Origin of the sequence: Streptomyces sp. NPDC001604, from assembly GCF_042893475.1 — a bacterium.
GTDB lineage: Bacteria > Actinomycetota > Actinomycetes > Streptomycetales > Streptomycetaceae > Streptomyces.
Map to the genome: position 1 here is coordinate 146368 of NZ_JBIAUY010000006.1, position 23901 is coordinate 170268.

General features: G+C 67.9%; 22 protein-coding genes and 1 pseudogene. 11 read left to right on the plus strand and 12 right to left on the minus strand.

Annotated features, from left to right (window positions below; translation table 11 throughout):
• Window positions 1-402 precede the first annotated feature (402 nt).
• Entirely contained in the window at window positions 403-1320 is a 918-nt protein-coding gene (locus ACFY1E_RS19050) for a LysR family transcriptional regulator (protein WP_351924644.1), read from the minus strand.
• Window positions 1321-1585: 265 nt separating this feature from the next.
• Between ACFY1E_RS19050 and ACFY1E_RS19055 the strand changes: the two genes are divergently transcribed.
• Window positions 1586-2338: an EthD domain-containing protein gene (locus ACFY1E_RS19055; RefSeq protein WP_351924646.1), complete on the plus strand. Its 753-nt coding sequence runs from the start codon at window positions 1586-1588 to the stop codon at window positions 2336-2338.
• 112 nt (window positions 2339-2450) lie between these two features.
• On the opposite strand, the gene ACFY1E_RS19060 is transcribed toward ACFY1E_RS19055, so the two are convergent.
• Window positions 2451-3818: a transposase gene (locus ACFY1E_RS19060; RefSeq protein WP_389077248.1), complete on the minus strand. Its 1368-nt coding sequence runs from the start codon at window positions 3816-3818 to the stop codon at window positions 2451-2453.
• On the opposite strand from ACFY1E_RS19060, the pseudogene ACFY1E_RS19065 reads away from it, so the two are divergent.
• The 3 genes and pseudogenes from ACFY1E_RS19065 to ACFY1E_RS19075 all read left to right on the plus strand — a co-directional run.
• A pseudogene (locus ACFY1E_RS19065) lies at window positions 3742-4288 on the plus strand (transposase); the annotation flags it as partial. The gene ACFY1E_RS19060 and the pseudogene ACFY1E_RS19065 sit on opposite strands and share 77 nt — an antisense overlap.
• A 464-nt stretch (window positions 4289-4752) precedes the next feature.
• The gene (locus tag ACFY1E_RS19070; protein ID WP_388920559.1) at window positions 4753-5097 is read left to right on the plus strand and encodes a DoxX family protein; all 345 of its coding nucleotides are present in this window, start codon (window positions 4753-4755) and stop codon (window positions 5095-5097) included.
• Window positions 5098-5431: 334 nt separating this feature from the next.
• Window positions 5432-6781, plus strand: coding sequence for a ferric reductase-like transmembrane domain-containing protein (locus ACFY1E_RS19075; RefSeq protein ID WP_389077251.1), 1350 nt, complete (start codon window positions 5432-5434; stop codon window positions 6779-6781).
• Window positions 6782-6896: 115 nt separating this feature from the next.
• Here ACFY1E_RS19075 and ACFY1E_RS19080 read toward each other — a convergent pair whose 3' ends face one another.
• The 7 genes from ACFY1E_RS19080 to ACFY1E_RS19110 all read right to left on the minus strand — a co-directional run bounded on the left by ACFY1E_RS19080 (window position 6897) and on the right by ACFY1E_RS19110 (window position 14625).
• Window positions 6897-7523, minus strand: coding sequence for a TetR/AcrR family transcriptional regulator (locus ACFY1E_RS19080; RefSeq protein WP_351924653.1), 627 nt, complete (start codon window positions 7521-7523; stop codon window positions 6897-6899).
• Between the two features lie 550 nt (window positions 7524-8073).
• Window positions 8074-9057: a fumarylacetoacetate hydrolase family protein gene (locus tag ACFY1E_RS19085; protein WP_389077254.1), complete on the minus strand. Its 984-nt coding sequence runs from the start codon at window positions 9055-9057 to the stop codon at window positions 8074-8076.
• Window positions 9058-9080: 23 nt separating this feature from the next.
• A complete protein-coding gene (locus ACFY1E_RS19090) occupies window positions 9081-10058 on the minus strand; it encodes a cyclase family protein (RefSeq protein WP_351924657.1) in 978 nt (325 codons plus the stop codon).
• Window positions 10055-11074: a dihydrodipicolinate synthase family protein gene (locus tag ACFY1E_RS19095; RefSeq protein ID WP_351924659.1), complete on the minus strand. Its 1020-nt coding sequence runs from the start codon at window positions 11072-11074 to the stop codon at window positions 10055-10057. Before ACFY1E_RS19095 ends, ACFY1E_RS19090 begins: the two co-directional genes overlap by 4 nt.
• Before the next feature lie 104 nt (window positions 11075-11178).
• Window positions 11179-12657 (minus strand): NAD-dependent succinate-semialdehyde dehydrogenase, encoded by a 1479-nt coding sequence (locus ACFY1E_RS19100; protein ID WP_389077814.1) that lies wholly within the window; start codon window positions 12655-12657, stop codon window positions 11179-11181.
• Window positions 12658-12673: 16 nt separating this feature from the next.
• A complete protein-coding gene (locus ACFY1E_RS19105; RefSeq protein ID WP_389077256.1) occupies window positions 12674-13648 on the minus strand; it encodes an ornithine cyclodeaminase family protein in 975 nt (324 codons plus the stop codon).
• Window positions 13649-13692: 44 nt separating this feature from the next.
• Entirely contained in the window at window positions 13693-14625 is a 933-nt protein-coding gene (locus ACFY1E_RS19110) for a VOC family protein (protein WP_389077259.1), read from the minus strand.
• A 207-nt stretch (window positions 14626-14832) separates the two neighbouring features.
• Between ACFY1E_RS19110 and ACFY1E_RS19115 the strand changes: the two genes are divergently transcribed.
• The 7 genes from ACFY1E_RS19115 to ACFY1E_RS19145 all read left to right on the plus strand — a co-directional run bounded on the left by ACFY1E_RS19115 (window position 14833) and on the right by ACFY1E_RS19145 (window position 20810).
• Window positions 14833-15789, plus strand: coding sequence for a LysR family transcriptional regulator (locus tag ACFY1E_RS19115; protein WP_389077261.1), 957 nt, complete (start codon window positions 14833-14835; stop codon window positions 15787-15789).
• A 179-nt stretch (window positions 15790-15968) separates the two neighbouring features.
• Window positions 15969-17351 (plus strand): Rieske 2Fe-2S domain-containing protein, encoded by a 1383-nt coding sequence (locus ACFY1E_RS19120; protein ID WP_389077264.1) that lies wholly within the window; start codon window positions 15969-15971, stop codon window positions 17349-17351.
• Window positions 17348-17887, plus strand: coding sequence for an aromatic-ring-hydroxylating dioxygenase subunit beta (locus ACFY1E_RS19125; protein WP_389077267.1), 540 nt, complete (start codon window positions 17348-17350; stop codon window positions 17885-17887). The genes ACFY1E_RS19120 and ACFY1E_RS19125 overlap by 4 nt, the downstream gene beginning before the upstream one ends.
• A complete protein-coding gene (locus ACFY1E_RS19130; protein ID WP_389077269.1) occupies window positions 17884-18102 on the plus strand; it encodes a ferredoxin in 219 nt (72 codons plus the stop codon). The genes ACFY1E_RS19125 and ACFY1E_RS19130 overlap by 4 nt, the downstream gene beginning before the upstream one ends.
• Window positions 18099-19370: an NAD(P)/FAD-dependent oxidoreductase gene (locus tag ACFY1E_RS19135; RefSeq protein ID WP_389077272.1), complete on the plus strand. Its 1272-nt coding sequence runs from the start codon at window positions 18099-18101 to the stop codon at window positions 19368-19370. Before ACFY1E_RS19130 ends, ACFY1E_RS19135 begins: the two co-directional genes overlap by 4 nt.
• Window positions 19357-20190, plus strand: coding sequence for an SDR family oxidoreductase (locus tag ACFY1E_RS19140; protein ID WP_351924671.1), 834 nt, complete (start codon window positions 19357-19359; stop codon window positions 20188-20190). Before ACFY1E_RS19135 ends, ACFY1E_RS19140 begins: the two co-directional genes overlap by 14 nt.
• 326 nt (window positions 20191-20516) lie before the next feature.
• Window positions 20517-20810 (plus strand): helix-turn-helix transcriptional regulator, encoded by a 294-nt coding sequence (locus ACFY1E_RS19145; protein ID WP_351924673.1) that lies wholly within the window; start codon window positions 20517-20519, stop codon window positions 20808-20810.
• A 51-nt stretch (window positions 20811-20861) separates the two neighbouring features.
• On the opposite strand, the gene ACFY1E_RS19150 is transcribed toward ACFY1E_RS19145, so the two are convergent.
• From ACFY1E_RS19150 to ACFY1E_RS19160, 3 genes are read right to left on the minus strand one after another with little or no spacing between them, the layout of a single operon-like run.
• Window positions 20862-22331 carry a UvrD-helicase domain-containing protein gene (locus tag ACFY1E_RS19150; protein ID WP_351924675.1) on the minus strand — a complete coding sequence of 490 codons (1470 nt, stop codon included), beginning with the start codon at window positions 22329-22331 and terminating at the stop codon, window positions 20862-20864.
• Between the two features lie 24 nt (window positions 22332-22355).
• Window positions 22356-22886, minus strand: a complete 531-nt coding sequence (locus ACFY1E_RS19155) for a hypothetical protein (protein ID WP_351924677.1) — start codon at window positions 22884-22886, stop codon at window positions 22356-22358.
• A complete protein-coding gene (locus tag ACFY1E_RS19160; RefSeq protein WP_351924679.1) occupies window positions 22883-23767 on the minus strand; it encodes a DUF6083 domain-containing protein in 885 nt (294 codons plus the stop codon). The genes ACFY1E_RS19155 and ACFY1E_RS19160 overlap by 4 nt, the downstream gene beginning before the upstream one ends.
• Between the last annotated feature and the right edge of the window lie 134 nt (window positions 23768-23901).

Below are 23901 nucleotides of genomic sequence, written 5' to 3' on the forward strand. Positions count from 1 at the left end.
GGCACCCCGAACCGGTCCGGGAGGCGGGGAGCGAGGGGAAGGGGCTGCTGGCGACGCTGCGGAGGGTGATGTTCGGGGCGAAGAAGGAGAGTTGAGGAGGGGGCCTTTCCCTCGGGGGCCCACCCGTCATGAGCAGTGCTGCGGGGCACCGCCAGGCGCACCCTGGCCCGTCGAGGCCCTGAAAGAGATTGCGGGCTCCGCATCATTCCGCTGCGGTGGGTGACACCGGTCCGCTTCCGCCACCGTATCCGTCGAGCAGCTGCCGCCGCGTCCGCACCGCCGGACGACCCGGCTTGACGCGCTGCGGCAACAACGCCTCCAGCCAGGCCCATTGACCGTTCGCCAGAAGGCCCTATTCGCGGCCTTCAGCCTTCGGAGAGGTGCTCGCTCCAGCGCGGTCGATCACAACGGCCGGGGCAACCGGCTCACGTCGTCACACTGCGCGGCGGCGGACACCCGGTCCCGGAACCAGCAGTGGGCCGGGTCGTACGCCCAGCGCGGAGACCACGCCATCGCCATGACGTAGGGCCGGGCGAGGGACGCGGGGACCGGGGCAGGGCGCGTTCCCGTCGGCCCGCACCACGTGTCCGCCAGCCGCCTGGGCACGAGCGCGGTGAGATCCGTACCCGCCACCAGCGGGAACAGTATCGCGAAGCTCTCCACCCGCACGGTGATCGACCCGGCGAGGCCCTCCCTCTCCAGCAGCTGGCCCGGCGACCACGGCATCAACGGTGTGTCGTAGCAGACGGCCCACCGTGCCTGCGCGAGATCGTCGCCCTCGGACTGCCGAGTCGCGCTGACGATGCGCACCCACTGGTCCTCGTAGAGGTCGAGCGACGGAGTCCCGTCCGGGAGCGCGGCCCGGGGCACGATCACTGCATCATGCCTGTCGATCTCCTCGACGATCCCTGCCCGCATGTCGTTCGTGAGCAGATCCAGGCGGATACGTGCACCAGTGCCGTGCGCGGTGACCTCGCGCACCAGTGACGTGGCGAGCGTGCTGCAATCGTAGTCGGAGAGCAGCAGGGAGAACTCGCGGTCGAGCGAACCTGGTTGCAGGCCGGCGTTGGCCCCGAAGACGCCGTCGAGTTCCGCGGTCAGCAGTGAGACCCGATCGCGCAGGCGCTCGGCCAGCAGCGTGAGCTGGGTTCCCTGGCCGGGGACCCGGACCAGCAGTTCATCGCCGAAGTGCCTGCGCAGTCGCTTGAGCGCCGCGCTGCAGGCCGGCTGGGAGAGGCCGATACGGTGCGCCGCGGCCGTCACACTGCGCTCTTGGAGCAGCGCGTTCAGCGGCACGAGCAGATTCAGATCGAGACCCATCACGTTCCAACTTCATCCATGCGGTGAATGAAACCCATAACAAAGTTCCACTGTACAGATGGAATGGGGTGTGATGAGACTAAAGCAGCGGCCGCGCCGAGCACGCGCCGCCGCAACGGATCGACCATTCGCGAGCAAGTCGGAAAGACCCAGGGGGCTGAACCACCCAGCAACAACGGCGTTTCCTCGCCACCGCTTCCAATCGGCCGCTTCAGGTCGCCCCACCTCCAGGATTCTCCCTGGGTGCAACGTATCGGAGTGAATCATGATCAAACTTATTGTCGCGGCCCGTCGCCTGCCGGGCATGACACGTCAGAAGCATTGGCAGCATTATCAGAACGTCCATGCGGCCAAGATCCTGGCGGGCCCCGCCGATATGCTGGCCCACCTCTCAAGGTATGTACAAAACTTTGTGATCGACGCTGCCTATGGCGCACCGGATGCGGCACGAGTGGCGCCGGCCGAAATAGATGTCGTAAGCGAAATCTATAATCCCTCGCCGGAAGCGGTAGGTCTCCTGACGTCGCACCCCTATTACCTTTCGGTTATCCAGCCGGACGAACACCTCTTCGCCGACGGGTCGGCCCTGAAGGTGCTGGTGACAGCCGAGGAGCGTGAGCAGGTTGCCGTGCCCCGGCGCGGTGCCGTCAAGCTTGTCCATTTCATAGCCACGCGCGAAGGTGTCGACCGGGAACAATTCTTCACCGCATGGCGTGCGGCCTCGCAGGCGATTGTGGCTGATCCTTCATTGTCGCCCGCGCTGTGTGGCTACACCCGCAGTCATGCACTGCCGGTGCCCGAGGAAGCGACGCGCGATCTTTTGGGCGGCGCCCCCATAAATGTCCATGCCGGCGCCACAAGCATCTGGCTGGACAGGGCAGACGACCTTTCCGGCGTCGCCCGCTACCGCGAGCTCTTCGACGAAATCATGGTCTCGGCATCGGACAGCCTGGTCGATGCCTCTCAGTCCATGTTCCTGATCGTGCAGGAACTGGAACATTACCCGTATCACGCCTAGGGCCCGTTGCGAAAGTGCTGGTCACAGCCACTCGTTGAGGACTGCGACCAGTACGGCCGCCTCGTATCGGACAGCGAACTTAACTCTGTCGGGGATCTTGGTGCCGGCGGAGTCAAGTGCCCAGGGTTCGCCAGGACTTCAGGCGAGGGATCTCGCGTTGGTCGAGGTAGTTCTGGAAGGCAGTGGGCCGACGGGGTGTGGGGGCTTCCTCAGCCGGTGGCAGTCCGCTGAGGCGTTCGATGTTGACGGCGATGGCTGTCAGGACGTGCTGGACGTGGGCCTTTCCCTGTCCTCGGTAGCGGCAGCGCCGCATACCGTGCCCGTGGGCGAACTCGTTGACCGTGCTCTCCACTCCGGAGCGGACCGCGTAGCGGGTCTTCCACTCGGGGGTCTGCTGCTCGGCGCGGACGCGGAGTTGCAGGTCGCGGAGCTCTCGTGGGGGAAATCCCACGGTGCGGGCGTCGTCGGCGGTGCTGGTGCACTGGGTGCGGGTCGGGTAGGGGCGGCACTGGCTCTTGGTGAGCCTGGCCACGATCAGCGGGGCGGCGGTGGGTGAGGAGGTCGGGTAGGGGCCGTGCCAGCCCGCGCTGACCTGTCCCTGGGGGCAGGTGACCTGCTGCTTGTCGTAGTCGATGTGGAAGTCGTCGCGGGCGAAGCCCTCGTTTCGGCGGTGCTGGCGGGTGGGGTTGCTCTTCAGCGGCCCGGAGACGGTGACCTGGTGTTCACGGGCGGCTTGTTCCAGGTGGGGCAGGGAGGTGTAGCCGGCGTCGACCAGGTGCTCGGCGGGCAGCAGGCCGCGGCGGGCGAGGCGGGTGTGGACGCCGGGCAGGACCTGGCTGTCGTGGGTGGTGGCCGCGGTGGTGGCGACATCCGTGATCACGTTGGGGCCGTCGGAGGCGCAGGTCTCGGTCAGATGAGCGGCGAACCCCTTCCAGCTGATGATGTGCCCGTGCCGCGCGTAGCGGGCCGAGGTGTCGTAGGGCGAGACGATGGCCCGGGACGAGGGTGGCAGACCCGCCCCGCCTTCCTTCTCGGCGGTGCGCCAGCGCAGGTGTCCCGCGGCATCACGGTGATAGTTCTGCACCATGATCTGCCGCAGAGCCTGGATGCGAGGACCGGACATGCGGTCCGCTCCGAAGCGGTGGAGGTGTTCCAGAAGCCTGACGGCGTCGTTTCCGGTAGCAAGAATCCTGGTCACGGGCTTGGTGGGGTTCTTTCCCAGGTGGACCGGGCGGCCGTAGCGCAGCCCCCAGCCCTCGTCGACCAGCCCGTCCAGCAGATGAGGAGAGACACCTGCAACCTCTTCGAGCGCGGCGCGAACCGCCTCGGTGACCAGTTCCAGGCGGGTCAGGTCCCGCACCGCGGCCAGGACGTGGGTGGAATCGGTGCGCTGGGTGGTGCGCGTCCGGGAAGCCGAGGGCCGAAGGGCGGAGCCGTCGGCCTGCGTGCTGGACTCCCAGACAATTAAGACTTCCGCCAACGTGCCCCTCGCGGACCAGGGTACGGACGCCGGGAAACGGATCATCGGGCGCAAGCGCCACCTCGGCTGCGACACCCTCGGCCTGCTACTGACCGTGCTGGTCACCGCCGCCAGCGTCTCCGACACCGCAGCCGGCGTGACCCTGCTCTCCCGCATCGCCGCCACCCACCCGCACATCACGAAGGCCTGGGTGGACGCCGGCTACCGCACCACCGTCATCGACCACGGAGCGCGCCTCGGCATCAACGTCCACCCCGTCCAGCGCCCGCCCGGCGCCCACGGGTTCACGATCATCCCGAGACGGTGGACCATCGAACGCAGCATCGGCTGGCTCATGCACCACCGACGCCTCGCCCGCGACTACGAGACACACCCGCACCGCTCCGAAGCCATGATCCACCTCGCCATGATCGACCTCATGGCCCGCAGACTCAGAGGGCGACGCCACCCTGAACTGGCGCGGAACCTGACCCGGGACCAAACACGAATCACCGGACCAAACGCTCAGTAAGGGCCCGTAAAGAAGTGGGGCCGTCGGGGAGTTCGCGAATGCGGGATGCCTATGGCAGCCGACCGGTGAACCCGTGCGGGCGACGTCCATGACTTCCTCGGCAACTCGCTGAGCAAAGGCCTGCCCTCAGGACCATCTACAACCTGGCGACGGCACCGGCTGCGTGAACGTCGTTACGCCCACGCCCCCGCGAACTCGCTCCGAAGCCGACCACCATAACGGTTACATTGTTGCCGTTATTTCGCTAGGCTGAGCCGCTGCATCGATCGACCGGATCGCCCGTCTGGGCGCCGAGCGATGCGCTCGGCCGGCAACTCGACCGCGCCCGACACATCCCATAACGGTCTCGTGACGCCCCGCCCGCCATCAGGCCGTCGCCCTTGACGCCCACGCCGCCGCGACGCCGGCACCTGGAGATACCTCATGATCCTCACCATCACCCTCGCCTGCGCCATCGCCCTGATCTTCGGGGGGATCGGAGTGCTCAACACACTCGCATTGCCGAAGGCGCGCGAGCTGGCCGCCGAGACCGGCTTCTCCGTCGCCGCCTATCGCCGCATCGGCGTGCTGCAACTGGCAGGAGCCGCCGGCGTGGCGCTCGGCCTCGCCATGCCGCTGCTCGGCGGCCTCGCGGGGGCCGGGCTTCTCCTGCTGCTCGCCGGAGCGGTGGTCGTACACCTGCGCAAGGGCGACCCGGTTGCCAAATTTGTGCCCGCCGCTGTGTGCGCGGCGCTTGTCGCCTCATACCTCGCGGCCTTGTTCGCCTGAAGCGCTGCGGATCGAGCCCATGCCACGGAGGGCAGCTCCGGCAGTGTCACCCTGAAAGCAATGCCGCCTCGAGCTGTGACTTCACCTCGAAGAGCCGACCGACGGGGATGGCTTCAGACCGCCACGCTCCCGAAGGGCAGATCCAGGGCTGGCCAACGGGTATCCGATTGCACCGCTGGACCAAAACCAGCTAAACGGCTACGGTGTAGCCAATATTAGAGGTGGCATGAAACGCAGCCACCTGGGCTCGAGGGCGCTCAAGCCGCGACCGCACGGTCCGCCCTGCCTTCACCATCGCCCCTTCGTCCACAGTGCCCACCCCGAGGGGTAGACGATGCCCGTCCTGATCGTGATAGCGATCTACGCTGTCCGGATCGCACGCGCCCCCTTGGACGCGCGCCTGAAGAAGCGCCACGTCGGACCCCTGTCGGTCACGACCGGAGCCGTCATGCTCTATCTGGCCTGGGACTGGCTCAGGCCAGAGGGCCTCAGCGCTGTCTATTTCGTTGGCGAGTTCGCCGGCGTCCTGTCCGTCTACCTGATGTCCTGCACCCTGGTGCTGGCCACCCGCCTGATGTGGTTGGAGCAGTGGTTCGGCGGCCTGGACCGCATGTACCGACAGCACAAGCTGTACGCCGTATGGTCCATTCTCCTGCTCACCCCCCACCTGCTCCTCCACTTCTTCTCCGGTTTCGACGGGAGCCCGTACGGCTACGCCCACCGGGCCGCGTCGGTAGGGATGGGCCATCTCCTCGGTGCCGTCTCCGCCATCGGCCTGCTACTGCTCGTCCTCATCTCACTCGGCCAGGTCGGCCGCATCCTCCGACTGCCCTACGAGCGCTGGCTGTTCCTGCATCGCCTCACCGGCCTGCTGCTCCTGTCGGCGCTGCTGCACGGCTGGTTCCTCGATCTCATCATCAACGGATCCACGCCCCTCCTGGCGATCTACGTCACGATGGCCACCATCGGCATGACCGCCTACACCTACGACGAACTGGTGCTACGGCACAGGGAACCCCGGGCGGACTACACAGTCCACCGTGTCGAGCGGCCGACACCCGACATCCTCGACCTCACCCTCACGCCCACCGGCGAGACGACCCTTCCCGTGACAGGGGGCCAGTTCGTCTACCTGCGGGTCGGCGGCTGGCACGAACACCCCTTCAGCGTCGCAGGAACGCAGGCCGACGGCTCGGTACGCCTCACCATCCGCGCCCTGGGCCGCGGTACACGCGGCCTCTACACAGACATAAGTGAAGGACACCCCGCAACCCTCAAGGGTCCTTACGGCATGTTCGACCACACCCTCGGCGGACCCCGGCAGATATGGATCGCGGGAGGCATCGGCATCGCGCCCTTCCTCGGCTGGCTCACCCACCCCGGTGCAGCGCCGCCCCGCACCGACCTCTTCTACTGCGCCCCCACCGCCGACGAGGCGCCATTCCTCCCGGAACTCACCACAGCGGCAGCCCACCGCCCCGGGTTCCGGCTCCACCCGACGTTCAGCCGCAGCCACGGCCGTCTGACCGCCGAAAGAATCCAGGCCGAGGCCGGACCGATCACCCCCGACACGCACGTCTTCCTCTGCGGCCCCGCCTCCATGATCGAAAACCTCACTCGCGCCCTCCATCGCCAGGGCGTCCCCCGCCGGCATCTCCACGCCGAGCACTTCGCCTTCCGCTGACGAGCCGCCGACCACACGAGATCACGCGCCCAGCACCAGCAGCGGTGGCGACGCTTCATGCCGACCGAGATGACTCCGTCGGTGGGCAGCCTCAGGTTCGCATCGTCCTGGCTGGTCAGGCGTCGTCGCGCAGGTGGGCAAGCCCGCTGAGAAGGAGTTCGAGTCCGAAGGAGAACTCCTCCTCGATCGGAACGGGCATCGACCCGGCGACGGTAACCGTTGCCGGAAACAAGGCCGGATCGACGCCCTGAAAGACGGCGGACAGTTGCGCGTCGTCGAGTTGCCCGCCACCGCCATGACCGTTGACCTGTATGGCGAATCCGAGGACGTAGCGGGAGAAGGTGGCAAACGCATGCGCGGCCAGTCGCGGCGGGAAGCCGCTGTCGAGCAGCGCCGCGACACAGTGCTCCCGCAGCGCCATGGCGTTCGGCCCCAGGGGAATCTCCTCGACCATCAGGCGCGCCGCGTTCCGGTGCCGGGCCAGGGCCTCGAACATGGTGTGCGCGACCGTCCGCAGCGCTTGCTGCCAGCCCATCGCGAGGAGTTCGTCGCCCTTCAGTTCCACGGCGCCGAACATGCGGTCCACGACATGGGCGACCAGCGCTGCCCGGTTGTCGAAATGCCGGTACAGCGTCGCCGTGCCCGAGCCCAGGCGCTGGGCCAGCGTCCGCATCGAGAGAGCGTCGGCCCCTTCATCGTCCACGATCTGCAGTGCGGTGGAGACGATGCGCTCCAGCGGCACGGGCGGACGCCCCGGGCGCCGAGCCGATGCCGGGGTCGCTCGCACAGGACCAGCTGCTGCCACTGAACGTCCACCTCCTCGGCCAGCACCATAACAGCAACACCGTATCCAGTATGGAGCTCGCCGGTTCGGTATGGAGCGGCAGCGCCCCTTCGATCAGCCCCCATCGACGACCGCTCATCGGGGACTCCGGCACCGGCCAATCCCACTGAGTGGTGTGCATCGTGAAATCGCAGGTCACGGGTCTGGTGTGAGCGACGATACGGGGACTCGTGCCGGTCGGCGGCCGATGTCTATGCCGTAGATCATCGGGCAGGTCCGGTTCCGACGGTCTGCCGGGCTCGGCTGCGCCCGTGACCGACCCCCGCCTACGATCCGTCGGCGGGTCGGCACGCCACGAGATCGCGGGAGGGTCCGGGATGCCGGAGCGGCAGTGGATCACCGCTCGTCGGAGTGAACTGGACGCCCTCGCCGAGGAGTTGACCAAGCAGCTTCAGGAGGTCCAGGTCGCCGGCCGCCCGCATGTCGTTCTGGCCTTCCTGGACCTGATTCAGGTCCTGTCGGAGGCTGTCCGCTTGCGCAGGCGCGGCCGTCGGCGTGCAGCGGTGATCGGCGTGGGCCGCTCGCCCGGTACGACTCGGTTGCGGATCGAACCGATGCCCTCGACTGTCATTTCCACGATGTCTCCGGGTTCGAGCGGAGGCGGTGTTCGCGTCCCGCTGCGGCCCCACAACTCACCGAGGCAGCCGCCGTTGCCGCAGGTCCCGGAGCCGAGGACGTCACCGGCCTTCACCCACGTGCCGCGGGACGCGTACGAGATGAGCTCCTCGAACGTCCAGCTCATGTTGCTCAGCAGATCCTGGCCGACCTCGGTGCCGTTGACCGACACCCGCATGTCCAGCTGCAGGAACCCCTCGTCGTCGCGGTAGCTGTCCAGCTCGTCGGCGGTCACCAGCCACGGCCCCAGGGTGGTGGCGAAGTCCTTTCCCTTGGCGGGCCCGAGGCCCACCTTCATCTCGCGGCCTTGCAGGTCCCGTGCGGACCAGTCGTTGAGGACGGTGTAGCCGAACACGTGGTCCCGTGCTTCTTCGGGGGTGAGTGAGGCGCCGTCCTTGCCGATGACGGTGGCCACTTCGAGTTCGAAGTCCAGCACGTGTGAGCCCGGCGGGACCGGGACGTCGTCGTGCGCGCCGGTCAACGCATAGGGGTTGGTGAAGTAGAAGGCCGGGGCCTCGTACCACTCCGGTACGACCACACCGCCTCCGCTGACCGACCGCACGACACCCTCGACGTGCTCCTCGAATGCCGCGAAGTCCCGCACGGTCGGCGGTTCCAGCGGCGGCAACAGCCGTACGGAATCGATCGGTATCGGGGAGGAGTTGTCGAGGGCGGCGGCACCGGCCTCAAGGGCGGCCGGCAGTCCGGCCCGTACGAGGTCCAGGACCGTCGTCGTACCGGGGAAGGCGTGCAGCCCGTGCTCGCCGACGACCCCGGCGGCGCAGCGGCCGGCGCTTTCCCAGGTGGCGAAGCGCATGGTGTGTGTCCTTTCCGGGGGCTCTACTTGATGGCGATGGGGTTGACCGGGGCTCCGACGGCACCGGTGACGGGGAGGGGGGCGGCGGTGAGGAAGAAGTCGTAGATTGCGTCGGCAGCGCAGTCGGCCGCGAGGGCGTCGAGATCCCATATCTCGCCGATGAAGAGACCCATGTGCGGGATGGCCACTTGGTGCAGCGGCTGGAAGGCCTGGTCGAATTCGTTGGGCCGGACCTCGAAGCCCCAGGTGTCAGTGGCGATACCGGCGATCTCGCGGGTGTGCAGCCAGTCGGCGGTGGTGAACGAGAGGCCGGGTGCCGGCCCGCCCGCGTAGTCGCCCCAGCCGTCGCGACGCGTCCGCGCCAGCTGTCCCGTACGGACCAGCAGCAGATCACCCCGGCCCACTCGGGAGGATTCGCCTTGTGCCGCGATCGTGGCTTCGAGGTGCTCGGCGGTGATGGCGAAGCCGTCCGGCAGTTCGCCGTCGGTGCCGATCGCCCGACCGACGTCGAGCAGCACTCCTCGACCTGCTATCCGGTCGGCCACGGTCTCGATACCCGTGAGCTGATCGCCTTCGCTGGTCACCACCGCGGAGGCGCGTCGTCCGTTGTAGGCCATGCCGTGGTCGAAGACGTGTCCCAGGCCGTCCCACTGCGTCGACGCCTGCAACGGCATGAACACCACGTCGTCGGCACCGCCCAGGCCGTGCGGGAACTCCGGCGGACCGAACTCGGCGTCCAGGCCCGAGGAGAGCATGGTGTGCACGGGATTGGTCCTGCGGCGCCAGCCGTTCTGCGGACCGTTCGTGTCGAAGCGCTGGGCGAGCGAGAAGGAGACCCCGCGCCGGATCAGGGCCGCGCCCTCGCGCCGTTTGCCCTCGTCGAGGAAGTTGAGGGTGCCCAGTACGTCGTCCTGTCCCCAACGCCCCCAGTTGGAGCAGCGCTTGGCGGCATCGGCGATCGCGCCGGCGGGGTTGGCACGGTCCAGTTCGTTGGGGGTCACGCCGGGTTCCTTCCGATGAAGAACTCACGGAACGGGTCCATGCTGGGCTCGAGTCCGGCGTCGAGGAGTCCCTTGCGCAAAGCGTGCATCTGGGCGTCGTGGATGCGCTGGGTGGGCTGGCGCAGCGGTCCGCCGTTGTAGCCCTGCAGCCACCCCTGGAACTTCCATGCCTGCCGGTTGATGAACGCACCGCCGTGCAGCACGGGAGCGAGGCCGCCCTTGATCTTGCGGGCCGGATGCAGCTGCCAGTAGATGTCGGTGGCGTCGTCGTACTTGCCCTCGCGCAGCAGCTGCATGACACGCGGGATCATGGGCCCGAAGTATTCGTGGTCGCTCGTGGCGGACAGCTGAACAGGCATGACCTGGGCCAGCGGGATGAGCTCGCCCTCGATGGGCACCGAGATGACGACCTCGTCGCCGAAAAGCCGGTGGCACTCGATGGCGCTCTGAATGCTGGGGAAGCCGCCCTCGGCCTTGATGACCGCGATGTTGGGGCAGTCGTCGATGAGCCGGCGGATGAGCCGCGTCGGGATGTCCGAGGGGTGCACCCGGGGACTGAACCCCCACAGGTACATCGGGAACAGGATGACCGCGAGGTTCGTGGCGTCGCAGACGGCCTTGGTGTAGTCGTAGACCTCCTGTTCCGACTCCGGGTAGAAGTTCGGCGGGTAGGACAGGAGCACCAGGTCGGCACCGGCCTCTTCGGCGCCGCGCACCGCCTCGATGTTCTGCTCCAGGGTGCTCCAACTGCCGTGGTGGACCACGACGAAGTCGTCGCCTGCCTCATCGCGGACGATGCGCAGGAAGTCGAGGTATTCGGGCAGGGTGATGCTGACCTCGGAGACGCCCAGGGTGCCGAGGAATCCGTGCTGCTCGGCGAGCCGGATGTCGTGCCTGATGCCCTGCTCGTTGATGCCGCGAAGGTCGGCGGTGAACGACGGGATCGTGCAGTTGACGGCTCCGACGAGCTTTTCGCGGGCCCAGTCCCGGGCCTCTGTGCGGGTGTATGCAGGCATGGTCGTCCTTGCCTCGGTGCGTGGGTGATGGGGGCGGTGACTCAGCGCTGGGCGGGTTGGTCTCGGCGCGACTCGTTCGTGCGGTGTCCGGCGCGGCAGTCGGCTCAGGGCGCGCCGGCGCCTTCCCAGGCCAGGTACTTCATCTCCAGGTACTCGTCGATGCCGTAGACGGAGCCCTCCCGCCCCAGCCCCGACTGCTTGACGCCGCCGAAGGGGGCGACCTCGTTGGAGATCAGGCCGGTGTTGATGCCCACCATCCCCGCTTCCAGGGCGGCCGAGACGCGCCAGGTCCGCTCGGCGTCGCGGGTGAAGAGGTAGGCGGCCAGACCGTAGTCGGTGTCGTTGGCCATGCGGACGGCCTCGGCTTCGTCGGTGAAGCGGATGAGCGGGGTGAGCGGGCCGAAGGTCTCCTCGCGGGTGACGAGCATGCCGGGGGCCACGTCCGCCAGCACGGTGGGCTGGAAGAAGAGCCCTCCACGCCGGTGCCGCGAACCGCCGCACAGGATCCTGGCACCCCGCCTCGTGGCGTCGGCGAGATGTTCCTCGACCTTCGCCACCGCTGCCTCGTCGATGAGCGGTCCCTGCTGCACGCCGTCGTCGAAGCCGTCTCCGACGACAAGGTCCTCGACCCTGCGGGTCAACGCCTCCGCGAAGCGGTCGTGGATTCCCGCCTGCACGTAGACACGGTTGGCGCTGATGCAGGCCTGGCCGGTGTTGCGGTACTTGGTGGCGACGACACCGGCGACGGCGGTCTCGATGTCGGCGTCGTCGAAGACGAGCACCGGCGCGTTGCCGCCCAGTTCCATCGAGGTCTTCTTCACCGTCTGGGCGGACTGGGCCAGGAGCAGCCTGCCGACCTCGGTGGAGCCGGTGAAGCTGACCTTGCGGACCAGCGGATTGCCGGTCAGCTCGGGCCCGATCTCGCGCGGGTCGCCGATCACCACGTTGAGCACCCCGGCCGGTACACCGGCCCGCTCGGCAAGCTCGGCGAGGGCCAACGCCGTCAAGGGCGTCTGCTCGGCGGGCTTGACGACCATCGTGCAGCCCGCGGCCAGTGCCGGAGCGGCCTTACGGGTGATCATCGCGGCGGGGAAGTTCCACGGGGTGATGGCCACGCACACCCCGACCGGCTCCTTGAGCACCAGCACCCTGCGCGAACCTTCCGGTGCCGCGAACACGTCGCCGCGGATCCGTTTGGCCTCCTCGGCGAACCACTCGATGAAGGAGGCGGCATAAGCGACTTCCCCGCGGGCCTCGGCGAGTGGCTTGCCCTCCTCCAGGACGATCAGCCGGGCCAGGTCCTCCGTGTGCTCGGTGACAAGGTCGAACCAGCGCCGCAGCACCTGTGCGCGCTGTTTGCCCGACCGTGCCCGCCACTCGGGCAGAGCACGATGAGCGGCGTCGACGGCATGGGCGGTCTGCGCTCTGCCGAGTGCCGGCAGGTCCGCGATGAGGTCACCGGTCGACGGGTTGCGGACGGTGAGCCGACCGCCGTCGCCGGCTTCCAGCCACTTGCCCTCGACGTAGGCGGCCGTGCGCAGCAGCGTGGGGTCGGACAGACCGAGTGAAACGGTCGTCTCCATGGTCATGGCGGCTCTCTCACTTCTGCACGGGATGAATGGTGGCCGGCATCCGGGTGCCGAGTCCCAGCCGCTCGGCGTTGCGCGCGCACATGCCGGCGACCGCCAGGTCCTGGACCGCTGAGCCGACCGACTTGTACAGCGCGATCTGATCGGCGCGGGTGCGCCCGGGGACGCGCTCGCCGACGAGGTCGGCCAGCGAGCGGATCTCGCCCGCCACGTCGAGACCGGCGGCCCGCGCGGCGATCAGGTCACCGGTGTCGTCGAGCACCTCCTCGACCATGTCCGCCACGATCACGTCGGCACGGGCGATCACCTCGGGGTCCACCTCACGCTGCTCGGGCAGGGTGGATCCGATGGACACGACGGTCATGCCTGGTCGGAGCCACCTCCCGAGCAGAGTCGGGGTCTCGTCGCGGGACCGGGCGGCGCAGACCACCAGCGTGGCGCCTGCGACGGCCTCCTCGGCGCCGGCCGCCTGCGTGATCGGCAGGTCGGACAGTTCGGCGACGAAACGGGCTCGGCTCTCCGGTCGTGGGCTGTACACCCGTACGTCCTTGAGGTCCCGTACGACGGCGAGGGCGCGCACATGGTTCTGCGCTTCGAAACCGGAGCCGATCACGGCGACGGTCAGGGCGCCGGGCAGCGACAGCAGGTCAGCCGCGACGGCCGAGGTGGCCGCCGTCCGGTAACCGGTGATGGAGTGGCCGTCGAGCAGGGCCACCAGCTCGGCCGTCCGCTGGTCGAACAGGGGGATGAGGTAGGAGGCGCGGCGCGTCGGCATCGCGGCCGCGATGATCTTCGCTCCCATCAGTTCGCGTCCGGCCGGTACGCCGGTGAGAGTGCGCAGCCAGCCGTGGTCTCCGCGGGCCATGCCGCGGGCCGGATAGCGTGCTCCGTCCACGCTCGTCGCGTATGCCTCGCGCACCGCCGAGGTTGCCAGCTCCCAGTCGAAGGCCGCCTGTACCGCCGCGTCATCGAGGAAAAGAGTCACTTCAGTGGCCTTTGCGGAGGAGGGATCAGGAGGAGGGGGAGGGATCAGATCGGCGAGGGGGTCCACAGACCGCCGTCCGTCTGCTTGAGCAGCACCGGCAGCATGGTTTCGGTCATCGACCCGCCGGTCCCCCACTGGTCCTGCGACTGAGGAGAAGTGCTGTCGAAGACGCGGGGCTCCCACGCCTCGTCGTCCTCGATCGTCTCCAGCTCCGTCGTGTACTCGACGACGTTCTCGTTCGGGTCGAGGAAGTAGGTGAAGGTGTTGTCTCCCGGGCCGTGCCGGCCTGGCCCCCACAGCGGGCGGTGACCCGCGCGCATCAGACGCCCGGACCCGCGCATGTACTCGTCGATGCCGCGCATCTCGAAGGAGATGTGATTCAGCGAGACGCGCGGTGCTCGGGAGATGGCGAGGATGTGATGCTGGGTTCCGCTGCGCATGAAGCACATCAGGTCGCCGAGCCAGTCCGAGAGGCGGAAGCCGAGGTACGTCTCGTAGAACGCCTTGGTCGCGGCCACATCGGTGGAGTTGATCACCACGTGGCTGAGCTTCTTGGGGACGGATTCGCGTTCCTCGAGCTCCCGGAAGGGCTTCTGCGCGACCCCGGCGGACACCTCGACGAGTCGGCCGTCGGGGTCGAAGAACCGGACGCCGTATCCGCCGCCCGGGGTGTCCAGCTTGCCGGGCTCCCGGTCGAGCGTGATCCCGCCGACCGCCAGCCGACAGGCCAACTCGTCGACTTCTTCGGGAGAGTTCACACCGAAGGCGATGAGGTCCAGTCGCTTGTCCTGGTCCTGCCGGACGCGAAGGACGTACTGCTCCGGGTCCGCGGGAGTGGCGAAGAAGGTCACACCGCTGTCGTCGGCCACCGGTTGCAGTCCCCAGAGGTTCTTGTAGAACTCCAGAGCCTTGCCGTAGTCGGGCACACCGATACCCACATGCCTGAGATGGGTGATCGGACGGAAGGCTGCGGTCATCGTCGACTCCTGCTCTTCAGTGACGCCGAACAGATCGTTCGCGTCGCTTTCCCGCTGCAAGACGCTAGACAGACGCACTCCTCGATACAAACAATCGATAGTGATGCGTTCGGATTGATGACATCAATCCGTGGTCGGAGTCGACCGTCGAGCCGCGGCAGCCGACTTCTTTCGGCATGCCTTCAGCACAGACAGGAATTCCGGTCGATGGCCACCACCAATGCGCCCCTGGATCTCAACCGGGTGGATCTGAATTTGCTCGTCGCCTTCGACGCCCTGATGGCGGAACGAAGCGTGACCGCGGCGGCGGCCCGTCTGTCCGTCGGACAGTCGGCCATGAGCTCCACGCTGGCTCGGCTCCGCAAGCTCCTGAACGACCCGATCCTCGTCAGGCAGGGCCGGACCATGGTTGCCACCCCGGTTGCCGAGTCGCTGGTGCAGCCCGTGCAGAAGACGCTGACCGACATCAAGTCGCTGCTGTCACAGCGCGACCGCTTCGATCCCGCGACCGACCACAGGACATACTCGGTGATGGCGAGCAGCTACGCGGCCGTCGCCGTACTGCATCCGCTGCTGGTGCACCTGCCGACCGAGGCTCCGAACGTGCGGTTGCGCATCCAGCCCTTCGCGGAGGAGTACGCGGAACAGCTGATCCGCCATCAGATCGACCTCGTCATCGTTCCGCGCGAGCTGGTGCCCAGCGGCCCTGACCTGTGCAGTGAGGCCGCGTACACCGACCGCTACGTGCTCGCGGTCGACCAGGAGCACCCCGATGTGGGCGAGAGCATCTCGGTCGAGCAGTTCAGCGAGCTGCCGTACCTCGCGACGAGCCCCGACCGGCGCCCCTCCCTGGCCGAACTGAATCTCGACCTGCTCGGCATCCCGCGCCACGTCGAGGTCACCACGAGTTTCGAACTCGCCCCGTTCCTGATCCGCGGTACCCGGCTCATCACCTTGATCCCCGAAACGCTCGGGCGCCGCATCGCCCCGGCGACAGGCCTGCGGCTGCTCGAGCCTCCCATGGAGCTGCAGCCGGGCACCGAAACGATGGTCTGGACGAGACGCATGGACGACGATCCGGGCCATGCCTGGCTGCGGCAGCGCATGCATCATTTCGCAAACGCCTACATCCGGGACACGCCGCCCGCCTCGGCAGCCGGCTGAGACAGGACCGGTCAGGAGGAGCCTGGCCGCGTTCCATCGATTGGATCAATGCTGTCGCATCGACGGGAATTGCTTTTCACCATGTGATGGCAGCCATAGCCTGACGTCTCGAGCCGCAGGCAGGGCCACGGAATTCCGCTGATCGCCCCTGCTGAGCACGACTGAGGCAAGGGAGCCCCATGACTGCCATCTCTCCAGAAACGGCCGATGCCGCTACCATCCTGGACCGCGTCGAGGCCTCGCTGAAGAACGATCTCGTCCCGGTGGAAATCTTCAACGACGAGGCGGTTTTCCGCGCCGAAATCGAGCGGATATTCACCAAGTGCTGGGTGTTCGTCGCGCACGAGAGCGAGATCCCCAAGGCGGGTGACTTCGTGCAGCGCAGAATCGGCCTCGATCCGGTGATCGTCACGCGCGACGGCAAGGGCGGCATCAACGTGCTGTCGAACTACTGCCGTCACCGGGGCACCCAGGTGTGCCAGACCGATGCCGGCAACTCCCGTTTTTTCAAATGTCCTTACCACGGGTGGACCTACAGCAACAACGGAGACCTGGTCGGCACCCCGCACCTGCACGACGCCTACGGCGAGCGTCTCGACCCCAAGGCATGGGGCCTGATACACGCGCCCCGGGTGGCCACCCGGCAGGGCTTCGTCTTCGCCTCGCTGGACCCGGACGGACCGTCGCTGGACGAGTACCTGGGCGGGGCAGGGTGGATGCTCGACCTGATCGTCGGGCTGGCACCCGGCGGCATGCGGGTCGCCGGGCCTCCGGAGCGCTACCGGCTGCACGCCGACTGGAAGACGGCCGCCGAGAACTTCACCGGCGACGGTTACCACGTCGACACACTGCACTGGAGCACGGAGGAAATCGCGGTCTCCCAGGGGCTGCAGACGACGTGCGAGATCGCGCGCTTCTACGAATTCGAGAACGGCCACGCCTTCACCGGCCATGCCTGGACCAAGGCGGTCCATCCCGGCTACGTGCTCTGGGGCTACGCGCCGGAAATCACCCAGCACTTCGACCTGTCGGGCCTGGACGAGGCACAGCTCCACGTGGTCAACCACGAGCCGCCGACGGTCGGCACGATCTTCCCCAACCTCAGCTTCATCCGGCTGAACACCCCGTCCGTGCCGGGCGGTCCCCTGTCGGTGATCACCAGCTTCCGGCAGTGGCAGCCGATCGGCCCCGGCGAGATCGAACTGTGGAACTGGCAGTTCGTCTGGGACTTCATGTCGGAGGACGAGGCCCGCGAATCCTACGTCAACGGCCAGTTCACCTTCGGCTCGGCAGGCATCTTCGAGCAGGACGACACCGTCGCCTGGGAAGGCGCACCGCGCGCCGCCCAGAGTCCGTGGATGCGCAAGACCGGCATGGAGTTCCACTTCCAGCAGGGCAACAACAGTCAGGTCGACCAGTCGCACGACCCCTCGTGGACCGGCCCTGGCCGCAAGCGCAACACCGGCTACGGCGAGCACGTGCAGCTCCACTTCTACCGCCACTGGCTGAACTTGATGCGCGGGAACACCGGCGCCGGCATCAAGGGAGCTGCGTCAGTATGACCACGACCGACACACCCCGCGTCGTCCCGCCCGTGAGCGCCAACCCCCAACTCCAGGCCTTGGCCACCCAGTTCCTGGCGCTGGAGGCCCGGCTGCTCGACGAGGGCCGCGAGGAGGAGTGGTACGGACTCCTCGACGACGAACTTCTTTACACCGTGCCGATCCGGCAGGCAGCGGAACCGCGTGCCAAGGAGATCGACCGCAACGCCTTCCGGGTGCGGGACACCAAGGCCCACGTACGCACGCGCCTGGACCGGCTCAACACCGACCACGCGTACTCGGAGGTACCTCCCTCCCGCACCTTGCGCATCGTGGGCAGCGTCGAGGTCGAGGAGACCGACCGCCCCGACGTCATCAAGGTGTCGAGCGCCCTGCTGGTCTACCGCCAGCGCGGCATCGACCCGCACTTCGATCTCATCCCGTGCAGGCGCTACGACCAGCTGCGCCTCACACCGTCGGGCCCACGCCTGCTGTCCCGCGAAATCGTGCTGACCGAAACGGCGCTGGCCACTCCGAACCTTGGGGTCTTCCTGTGAGCGACAGCCTCTCCGTCTCCCTCGACGGCACCCGCTGCAAGTCCTACGGCATCTGCGTCAGCGTCATGCCCGACGTCTTCGACACCCCGCCCGGCAGCCCGACGGCTGTTCTCCTGCGCGACACCGTCGACGCCGACGAGCGGGAGGACCTCGAAGAGGCCGCCCGCGTCTGCCCCGCACAGGCCATCGCACTCAACTCGGGACCCAAGCCGTGACCGGCGGCTTTGAGCGGGTCGTCGTGGTGGGAGCCTCCGCTGCCGGCCTCAGCGCCGCCGACGGTCTCCGGGAGGCCGGGTTCACCGGCTCCATCACCGTCCTCGGCGCCGAGCTGCACCAGCCGTACGACCGGCCCACGATGTCGAAGGCCCTGCTTGTCGCCGAGGAGGACCCGCAACTCCTCGAACTCCGCTCTCCCGAACGCATCGAGGCGAGCCGCATCGACCTGCGTCTCGGGCACGCCGCGGCGGGGCTCGACGTCGATCGCCGCTATGTGGTGACCACGTACGGCGAGGCGCTTCCCTGGGACGCTGTGGTCATCGCCTGCGGCAGCCGCCCCCGCGAGATGAGGACCCTCGCGGGCGAGGTACTGCCGGCCCTGCGCACCCCCGAGGACCTGCGGGTGCTGCGCGAGGCCGCGGCGCGATACGGCGAGATGACCCTGATCGGCTCCGGCTTCATCGGACTGGAGGTCGCGGCCGCTCTCGTCGCGCGGGGCGTGACGGTCACGGTCCTCGACGCGCTCCCGCTGCCGCTGGAGCCCGTACTGGGGACCGAGCTGGCCACCCATCTCCGCGACCTGCACACCGCACACGGGGTCCGCTTCCGCAGTGCCGTCGCGGTGGCGTCGGTCACGGGACAACCAGGGGCGTACGAGGTCCGGCTCACGGACGGAAGTGTGCACCGGGCCCCGTTCGTGCTGACGGGTATCGGCGCCGAACCCGCCGTCGACTGGCTGGCGGGCTCCGGGATCGAGGTGGCCGGCGGGATCGTCACCGACGCCGCCGGCCGGACCAACGTACCCGGCGTGTGGGCCGCCGGTGACGTGGCCGCGTTCCACCACCCGCTGCTGGGCCAGCGCGTACGTGTGGAGCACTGGACCCATGCGGTCGAGCAGGGCCGGCACATCGGCTTGAACATCGCCCGCGGCGAGACCACGCCCTACCAGGGAGTGCCGTACTTCTGGACCGACCAGTACGGCATGCGGTTCCAGTGCTACGGCCGCCGCCGCGCGGGCGACCGCAGCCTCGTCGTCGAGGGTTCACTCGACGCGGGCGAGTTTCTCGTCCTGTTCGGCCACGCCGGCGAGCTCCACGCCGCGTTCGCCTGCGGGCGCGTCCGCTCGCTGCGCGACTACCGCAAGCTGCTCGCCCGCGGCGGCACCTGGGACGAGGCACTCGCGCTCGCCCACACGAACAATCCCGCCCTCGACACCACCGTGTCGTGCGCCAACCGGAAGGAACGCACCACCCATGAAGCTGCTTGACGACCACGTCGTTCTCATCACCGGCGGCGGCTCGGGGCTCGGTCTCGGGGTTGCCCGCCACTGTCTCGAACAGGGCGCGCAGCTCGCGATCCTCGAGTACGACCAGGCCAAGGTACTCGGGCTGAAGAAGGAGTTCGGCGACGACGTCCTCGTCGTGCACGGCGACGTACGCGACGTCGACGATCTTCGTGCCTGCCGGTCTCAGATCGAGGACCGCTACGGCCGGCTCACCTCCCTCATCGGCGCGCAGGGCATCTTCGACGGCAACGTCCGGCTGACCGACATCCCCGTCGAGCGCGTCGGTGAACTGTTCGACGAGGTCTTCTCCATCAACGTCAAGGGCTACGCCCTGACCGCGCGGATCATGCACGACCTGCTGCAGGCCGAGGAAGGGGCGATCGTGCTCACCGCGTCCCAGGCGGCGTTCGCAGCCGACGGCGGCGGTGCGGCCTACACGGCCAGCAAGGGGGCGGTGCGCAGCCTGGTGAACCAGCTCTCGTTCGAGTTCGCCCCGCGGGTACGGGTCAACGCCGTCGCCCCTTCGGGCATCGCGGGCAGTCAGCTCCGCGGACCCGGCGCTCTCGACCTGCACGAGTCCAAGCAGTCGGACATTCCCGCGGACGCCTTCCGCGCGGCGTTCGAATGGTCCACGCCCCTTCAGCACCTGCCCACCCCGGAGGAGTACGGGCCCTTCTACGCACTCCTCGCATCCCGGCACAACAAGGTGATGACAGGCCAGACCGTGATCGCCGACTCCGGCACCCTGAACCGGGCCCTCATGAGCATGGGCCAGCTTGTCAGCAGCTACCCGTCGGCCTGAGTGCCGCGCCTCTGCGCACCACACCGGGTCGCAGAGGCGCGCATGCCGTCTTCCTGCTGGGCGTGCGTCAACCGTACGACCGTTGACGTGCGTGCTGTTGCCGCTTGGCTGACCTGTCCCGAACCCACATTCCAAGCCGTCTCCGCAAGCAGGTGCCGACGAATCAGCCGTACGAATAGCCGGCCCAAGGGGCGCTACATCAGCCGCGTGGTGGGGGTGGCGCGCATTGGGAGGGTGCCTCAGCCACTTGTCGGGTGCCCGGAGGAAGGAGACGTGCGCAAAAGCCGAGAGACCAAGTGGTCAGCGGTGGCTGGCCGCATGCCCTGATGCAGCCGCACCGCGACGCCCTCGTCGCTCAGGCCATCGCGCGCAGGCTCGCCGAGGCCATGACGGATCAGCAGATGAGCTCGAACGCGGTGTCGCGCAGGAGCGGAGTCAATCGTCAGGTGATCGCGAACGTTCTCAACGGGACGGTTTGGCCGGACATGCTCACCATGGTGGATCTGGAGGGCGCGCTGGGTGTCATGCTGTGGCCGGACCATCTGGAGTGGAAGATCCCCGTGACTGGTGCCGTGGCCGCCATGGGCGAACTGGTCATCGCAGCTGCACCTTCCTCGTAGATCTCGCGGCGAGGCGGCACAGCCTGGTTTTCGACAGGCCTGCAATACGCGTCAGGCGCCGTCGACAGGGGCTGGTTGGTTCTCGATCCATGCAAGCCCTCCGAGGTCAAGTTGGGTCCGGGCGCGAGTGACGGCGACGTAGGCGAGACGGGCGTCAGTGTCGCTCACAGGTTCCGGGATCGGGTGGCCGCTGTCGTCCAATTGGTCGCTGTCCGGCGGCGGGGGAAAATCGTCAGCGATCCTGACCTTGAGCCACTCCCGGCCTTTTGCCTTGTGAGCGGTGGAGATCGTGACCTCGGCTTTGTCTTCACCGGTCAGCGCGTCGACAGCAGCAATAATGGCTTCGGGCCCGTGGGTGTCGACGAGCTCCACGAACGGCTGGAGATCGCGACCGGCGGGATCGTATTCCGCGTACTCCTGCAGCTCCCCCCATGAAGCGAAGAGAACCAGTTCGGGGTGGGATGTGCGCTGGCCCTCCTTGAGATCCCGGGCGGCGCGCGCCAGCGCAAGAAGTGTCTGCCCACCCCGGGCCAGAGCCACCCGCCGGCCGCTTTCCAACTGCCTCATGACTTCGGTCATGGCGCCGATGTTGGTGCGGCACAGCACCGCGTCCGGACAGATGACCAAGCCGACCTTCGTTGGAATGGTGTCGGTGCCGGTCAGCCTGATGGGCGCGTCGGTGAGCGCGAGCCATCTGTTGGCCTGTTCGGCCAGGAGCGGACCGAAGCGGAAGGAGCGGGTCAAGGTGAGGTGAGTGGCGTCGAAGCCCGTCATTACATCCCGGGCGCCTCGCCACCCGTAGATGGCTTGGGCGGAGTCACCGACCATGACCAGCTGGGCGTGTCCGCGTTGCGCGGCGAAGACCTGCTCCAGAACAGGGTTGGTGTCCTGGGCCTCGTCGAGGAGAAGGAAATCGGCCTCGATTCTCGGCTCGGTCAGGGCCCACATCTTCAGGTAGTGGTCGTGCTCGAAGCGGACCACTCCGTCGTCGGGGTTCTGTAGATCCTTCCACGCCTTTCCGACGAACGGCAGGACAGCTTCCGCAAGTTGGTCCCGCTCGCTCGGTGCACTCAGCCTTCGCAGTGTCGGCACGTGGTGGGGAGCCGGGGTGTTGTCCGCGGACTGGCAGAAGCGAGTAACCGTACGCAGGACGGTGTGGGAGAGGGTCCGGTGGCTGATCTCGTGATCACCAATGCGCAAGGGGGCTCCGACACCGAGGGCGTGCCCGACCCGCCAGGCCGACTGGCGCGGGCTGCTGAGCCGGCGAGCGAACCGGTGGCCAAGGGCGGCGAAGGCCGTAGCATGTGCGGTCCTGCACTGCACGGAGCGCGGGAACCGGGCGGCGGCATCATCGGCAATGTCCTTATTGAAAGCGAGATAGCGGCCTCGGCGTCGAGTACTCGCGGCCAGCAGACCCAGTGTGCTGGTCTTACCGGTGCCGGCACCGGCCTGCAGCGCCATGTGGTGACCGTCCCGGAAAGTGTCGACGGCGTGGGCCTGTTCATCGGTGGGCGTGTGCAACAGGGGCTCCGTGGTGCAGAAGGGTCAGTTTCTCGTGTGCGCGGCGCTTCGGCACTGGTCGTCCGCGTCGCGCCAGGATCCCGACCGTGGACTCTGGTCGTCCAGCAGGACGCGTGCCGCACAGGCGAGTACAGCTTCAGGGGTGTGTTGGACGAGGAGGTCCTGGAGCTGCGCGGTCAGGTGCCGGGTGCGAGCCCGCTCGTCCCGTTCAACTGCATTGACGATGGTCCGGGAGAGGAAGCCTGCGGGCTTCTGACCCCGAGCTGTCGCGGCACGGCTGATCGCGGAGCACATGGCGCGGGTGAACGCGATATTGAGAAGGACATGGCCTGCCGCGTCGGGGTAGTGGGTCATCAAGACGTCGATGGGCAGGAGCCGATCGAGTTCGTGGCGCAGGGACCGCAGCGCGCGTCCCGGAGACTTGGCTCGGTGCACGGCCATCAGGCGGGTGCGGTCCATGTTGGCCGCCAGCGGCACCCTGCGGCAGGCTCTGTGCAGTTCTGCTCCGGTGACCGGCCTGGTCAGGATGATTTCTACCGCGTGCGGTCTTCTCATCGCCGGACCGCCTTCTGCGTCCCGCTGCCAGGATGGGGTCGACGGCTGTGGGTGGGAAGTCGCCGGTGTACGTACGCGAGGTGGACGAGCGGGTCGAAGGGTTCCCAGTCCGTCAACGCCAAATCCGCGGCTGTTGGAGTGGCTGCGTGCTGGGGGCAGCGTTGCGTTCGCCAGCGGAGCTGTTCGCCGTATGGCAGGGAACTCAGGCCGTACACGGCCATCACCTCAGCAGGCAGAGCCAGTTGCCCCTGCGTGGCGGTTGCGGGAACGAGTCTCCAGACACCCGCAGCGTCGCCGGAAGCGAGCAACGTGAAGGTGCATCGGTCACGTCGTCGGGTCTGAGCCACGCACTGGATCTCGTCCAGGGGGCGTGCGGCGAGGTAGCGGACGTACAGGATCTGGACGGTGGGTCTGGCGGGCCGGCAAAGGTCATCCGGCTGTCGGCCCGCAGGGCCCGCCGGTACCGCTGGGGTGAAACTTCCGGCGTCCGCCAGGCGACGCGTGTTCACGGCCAACCTCCGACGGAGACTCGCCAGCTCGGGCACCGCGGCGGCACCGGCGTCACGGGCCGGGCAGACGCTGGCGTGGGTCAGTCGACACCAGGCGCTGCCGTCTCCGGAGGGGTACGCAAGGCCGGAACTGACGTGCCAACGGTGGTCGGCGGGTACCGCCGCCGCGGGCAACTCCTGCGGATGCAGGCGGACGGGACGGTCCCGGACTCGCTGATACCACTCGACTGGATTGCCGCATTCACGGCAGCGGTCACGCTGGGCACAGCGCAGAAGTCTGCTCGGGCTGTCGGGATCGACACACAGCGAGCGTCGCGGGTGGGCCGGGACCGGCCTGCTGTCCCAGCGCCGGGGTACAGGTGAGGGGTGCATGGGCGCGAAGGTGCCAGCCCACACGCCGTAGAGCGACGTCCGGGCCGTGGACGTCCACCGATCAGCCCTATCTAGGGCAACGCGCGTTCGACTTAACGCTCAGACGTTCGCAACGATCTGCTCGATCGGCTGAT

Bases quoted from the DNA above. Each gene is read 5' to 3' on its own strand.
- ACFY1E_RS19050 (WP_351924644.1), bottom strand. From the start codon at position 1,320: ATGGGTCTCGATCTGAATCTGCTCGTGCCGCTGAACGCGCTGCTCCAA.
- ACFY1E_RS19160 (WP_351924679.1), bottom strand. From the start codon at position 23,767: ATGCACCCCTCACCTGTACCCCGGCGCTGGGACAGCAGGCCGGTCCCG.
- ACFY1E_RS19055 (WP_351924646.1), top strand. From the start codon at position 1,586: ATGATCAAACTTATTGTCGCGGCCCGTCGCCTGCCGGGCATGACACGT.
- ACFY1E_RS19140 (WP_351924671.1), top strand. From the start codon at position 19,357: ATGAAGCTGCTTGACGACCACGTCGTTCTCATCACCGGCGGCGGCTCG.
- ACFY1E_RS19125 (WP_389077267.1), top strand. From the start codon at position 17,348: ATGACCACGACCGACACACCCCGCGTCGTCCCGCCCGTGAGCGCCAAC.
- ACFY1E_RS19145 (WP_351924673.1), top strand. From the start codon at position 20,517: ATGCAGCCGCACCGCGACGCCCTCGTCGCTCAGGCCATCGCGCGCAGG.
- ACFY1E_RS19120 (WP_389077264.1), top strand. From the start codon at position 15,969: ATGACTGCCATCTCTCCAGAAACGGCCGATGCCGCTACCATCCTGGAC.
- ACFY1E_RS19100 (WP_389077814.1), bottom strand. From the start codon at position 12,657: ATGGAGACGACCGTTTCACTCGGTCTGTCCGACCCCACGCTGCTGCGC.
- ACFY1E_RS19075 (WP_389077251.1), top strand. From the start codon at position 5,432: ATGCCCGTCCTGATCGTGATAGCGATCTACGCTGTCCGGATCGCACGC.
- ACFY1E_RS19085 (WP_389077254.1), bottom strand. From the start codon at position 9,057: ATGCGCTTCGCCACCTGGGAAAGCGCCGGCCGCTGCGCCGCCGGGGTC.
- ACFY1E_RS19110 (WP_389077259.1), bottom strand. From the start codon at position 14,625: ATGACCGCAGCCTTCCGTCCGATCACCCATCTCAGGCATGTGGGTATC.
- ACFY1E_RS19070 (WP_388920559.1), top strand. From the start codon at position 4,753: ATGATCCTCACCATCACCCTCGCCTGCGCCATCGCCCTGATCTTCGGG.
- ACFY1E_RS19115 (WP_389077261.1), top strand. From the start codon at position 14,833: ATGGCCACCACCAATGCGCCCCTGGATCTCAACCGGGTGGATCTGAAT.
- ACFY1E_RS19095 (WP_351924659.1), bottom strand. From the start codon at position 11,074: ATGCCTGCATACACCCGCACAGAGGCCCGGGACTGGGCCCGCGAAAAG.
- ACFY1E_RS19155 (WP_351924677.1), bottom strand. From the start codon at position 22,886: ATGAGAAGACCGCACGCGGTAGAAATCATCCTGACCAGGCCGGTCACC.